Here is a 3,665-nt window from a genome sequence, read left to right as displayed (position 1 = left end):
TAACCCGGCAGGACGCCGGGTTAGCCGTGTTGGGCCATGGATGGCCCGTCACGGCGGCCCACGGATTCAAGCCGGAGTGAGGGCACACCGAGCCGGAGGCGAGGTGCCGAGTGGAGGGGCAAGAGCGCTTTGGTTACTTTCGCGCTTTTCGAAAGTGACCCGCTGTAAAAGCGGAACCCATAGCCGCCATAACCCCAATAACGGATATGTACTCCAGTCCCCAGGCCACTGCCCCAGGGGCCCCCTTGCCCCCACCCTCATTTACTGGCATTGTTCGCGCAATTGGTAACATTTCCCATTTGAGAAAACTTTGCGCATGCATGACATTCCGGCCGCGCCGGGCGATTGCGCCCGTCAGCAGACCCTCACGGCAATGTACAGCGAGCACCACGGCTGGTTGCACGGCTGGCTGCGCAAAAAACTCGGTTGCTCTCAATACGCCGCCGACCTCGCCCACGACGCATTCCTGCGCGTGCTGATGCTCGCCGAGCCGCAAAATATCAAGGAACCCCGCGCCTTCCTGGCAACGACGGCAGGGCGGTTGCTGATAGACGGCGCCCGTCGTCGACGCATCGAAAAAGCCTACATGGAAGCCTTGCTGATCCAGTGCGAAGACGCTGGCATGCCCGACCCGGCCGCGATTCATGTGGCGCTGCAAGCCCTGGAGCGCATCGCCGAGATGCTCGCCGGCTTGCCCGCGAAAACCCGAGAAGCCTTCCTGTTAAGCCGCCTTGACGGCCTCACCTACAGCGAAATCGCCACGCGCCTGGACGTGTCTTCCAGCACCGTCAAAAACTACATTTCCACCGCCCTGGTGCACTGCTACCACAGCCTGCATGCGGCGGACCCGTTGCCGTGAGTTCCGAACAGATCATCCAGCAAGCCGCAAATTGGCTGACGCGGTTGCACGACGAAGACGTCAGCGATACGGAACGTCACGCCTTCAACACCTGGTGCGAGGCCGACCCGCGCCACGCCGTGGCCATCGAGCGCATGCGCGCCTTGTGGGGCCATTTCGACACCTTGCCCGCACAGCCGACGCGCATCGCCCTCAATCGTGCATTTGCCCCGCAACGCTCGCGCAGCGCACAGGGGCTGGGTGTGCTCGGTATCGTGCTGTGCGGCTGGCTGGGGTTGCAGCACCTGCCCGTGTGGATGGCCGACCAGCGCACCGGCGTTGGCGAACGCCGTCAGATCGCCCTCGAAGACGGCAGCCAGTTGCAACTCAACAGCAACTCGGCGGTGGACGTGAAGTTCGACGGCCACCAGCGAGTCATCGAACTGCTGCAAGGCGAGCTGTGGGTGGAGGTGGCCAAGGACGCGCAACGGCCATTTGTGGTGCGCACCGATCAAGGCACGGCCACCGCGTTGGGCACGCGTTACCTGGTCAAGCGCGCAGGAGATGGTACGACGGTAGTGACGGTGATTGAGTCCAGCGTGGCGGTCAAAGGAGCCGCAAACGATGGGGTCAAGGTCATGGCCGGCCAACGTTCGGTCCTCGACCATGGTCGCGCCCAAGCGCCGCAAGCCATTGGCAATTCCGACCCGGATGCCTGGACCCGTGGTCTGCTCAAGGTCAACGACCAGCCCTTGAGCGATGTGTTGCAAACCCTCGCCAGTTACCGCCACGGGCTGGTGCGCTTTGACCCCCAGGCCCTGCAAAACCTGCGCGTGTCCGGCGTATTCAAGCTGGACGACACGGCGGCAGCGCTCTCGGCACTGGCGGATAACCTGCCGATCCGGGTGGAATACTTCACCGACCTGCTGGTAGTGATCAAGCCGCGCTGAGTCAGCTGTCGTGCTGGCGCAGGCGCTTGTAGAGGGTATTGCGGCTCACCCCGAGCTCCCGCGCCAGGTGGGAAATATTTCCGCCCGCGGCCTTCAGGCGCTGCGTCAGGTCGCTGTCATCGTCGAAAGACTCGCTGGCGGGTATCGGCGGTGCGCCCTTTAAATCCACGAAAAAATCATCCGGCAGGTGCTCCGGGCGTATCGGCTGTTCCTCGGCCATTGCCAGCGCCACCTGCAATACACTGCTGACCTGACGCAAATTGCCCGGCCACGGGTGTTGCTCGAATAACGCCAACACCTCGGCACTGAGTCCGGCCCATTGGGTGGGCTCGCGGTGCTGTTGCCACAGTTGCTGGAACAGCGCCTGCTTGTCGGTGCGCTCGCGCAGCGGCGGCAACTCCAGGGTCAGGCCGCCGATGCGGTAGTACAAGTCCTCACGAAAGCGCCCGGCCTGCACCCATTCGCGCAAGGTGCGGTTGGTGGCGGAGATGATCCGCAAATCCACCGGGAACAGTTCGCTGCTGCCCACCGGTTGCACGCAGCGCTCCTGCAATACCCGCAGCAGGCGGGCCTGGGTCGGCAGGGGCATATCACCGATCTCGTCGAGAAACAGCGTGCCTTTGTCGGCCTTGCGGATCAGGCCGATGCTGCCTTTCTGGTTCGCGCCGGTGAACGCGCCTTTTTCGTAGCCAAACAGCTCCGATTCCACCAGCTCGGCCGGAATCGCCGCACAGTTCACTGCGATAAATGCCTGCTTGCTGCGCGAGCTGGCCTGGTGCAGGGCTTTGACGAACACCTCTTTGCCCACGCCGGTCTCGCCGTGGATCAGCAGCGGAATGTCCTTCTCCAGCAGACGCTCGGCCTGACGCACGGCTTTTTCCACGCGAACGTCGCCAAAATGCAGGGTATTGAGGCCAATCGCGGCCGACTTTGGCGAGGCGGGTTCGCTGGGCTTGGGTTCATTGAACACGCGCGCCTGCACGGGGATTTTCTTCGGCCGCTTCAACACGCACTGGAACCGATTGCGGCCCGCCGCCTGCAGGGAAAACGGCAACCCTTCCGGCTGGTTCAGCAGCTCCAACAACGACACCTTGAACAAACTGTCGACCAGTACCCGCGACAGGCTGATGCCGAGCAAATTGTCGGCGCGCCGGTTGGCCGACAGCACCTGGCCGCTTTCATCAAAGATCAGCAGGCCCGCCCATTGGCTGTCGAGGTTGTTCAGGCCGGTGTTGAAGGTCAGTTGGAAATGCTCGCCGCGAAACAGGTTGAGGATCAACCGGTTTTCCACGGTCTGGCTCATCATCTTGACCATGCCCAGGGTGTGGGAGGGCGGCAGGTAGCTGTCGCTGGACACATCCAGCACCGCGATGATTTCGCGCTGGGCATCGAAAATCGGCGCCGCCGAGCCGGTCATGAAACGGTTGGCCTTGAGGAAATGCTCGTCATGCTCGATGTGCACCGCCTGGGCACAGGCCAGCGCGGTGCCGATGGCGTTGGTGCCGCTGGAGCGCTCCATCCAGCTGGCGCCGGGGTTGAAGCCACGGGCCAGTTTGGGCTCGATAAACCGCTGGGTGCCCCATGAGGTCAGGACCTGGCCCCGGTTGTCGGCCAGCATGATCAGGCAGTTGGAGTTGCTGAGGATGTTTTCGTAATAGGGCAGGACTTCCTGATGGGTGGTTTGCACCAGGGAATGCTGGCTTTCCAGCAATTGGCTGATGCCCTCGGCGGGCAATTGGTCAAAGCTGGGGGCGCTTTGATGGTCCAGGCCGAAGGCGCGGCAACGGCGCCAGGATTCCTGGATAAGGGTGTCGTGAGCCAAGGGTTCGGCCATGTTGACCTTCTTTTTATTGTTATGGGGTCTTGCACAATTCAGC

3 protein-coding genes are annotated in these 3,665 nt (G+C 62.6%); 2 read left to right on the top strand and 1 reads right to left on the bottom strand.

What is annotated here, in order from left to right; translation table 11 throughout:
• Positions 1–316: 316 nt before the first annotated feature.
• Together WBB95_RS22705 and WBB95_RS22700 are read left to right on the top strand one after the other, a co-directional pair.
• Positions 317–859, top strand: coding sequence for a sigma-70 family RNA polymerase sigma factor (locus WBB95_RS22705; protein ID WP_424489614.1), 543 nt, complete (start codon positions 317–319; stop codon positions 857–859).
• Positions 856–1,788 carry a FecR family protein gene (locus tag WBB95_RS22700; protein WP_424489613.1) on the top strand — a complete coding sequence of 311 codons (933 nt, stop codon included), beginning with the start codon at positions 856–858 and terminating at the stop codon, positions 1,786–1,788. Before WBB95_RS22705 ends, WBB95_RS22700 begins: the two co-directional genes overlap by 4 nt.
• Before the next feature lies 1 nt (position 1,789).
• Here WBB95_RS22700 and WBB95_RS22695 read toward each other — a convergent pair whose 3' ends face one another.
• Positions 1,790–3,622 carry a sigma-54-dependent Fis family transcriptional regulator gene (locus WBB95_RS22695; protein ID WP_424489612.1) on the bottom strand — a complete coding sequence of 611 codons (1,833 nt, stop codon included), beginning with the start codon at positions 3,620–3,622 and terminating at the stop codon, positions 1,790–1,792.
• Positions 3,623–3,665 lie beyond the last annotated feature (43 nt).

It is taken from the genome of Pseudomonas sp. (assembly GCF_049645325.1).
Classification (GTDB): Bacteria; Pseudomonadota; Gammaproteobacteria; order Pseudomonadales; family Pseudomonadaceae; genus Aquipseudomonas.
This window is presented reverse-complemented; position numbering and strand designations above follow the sequence as displayed.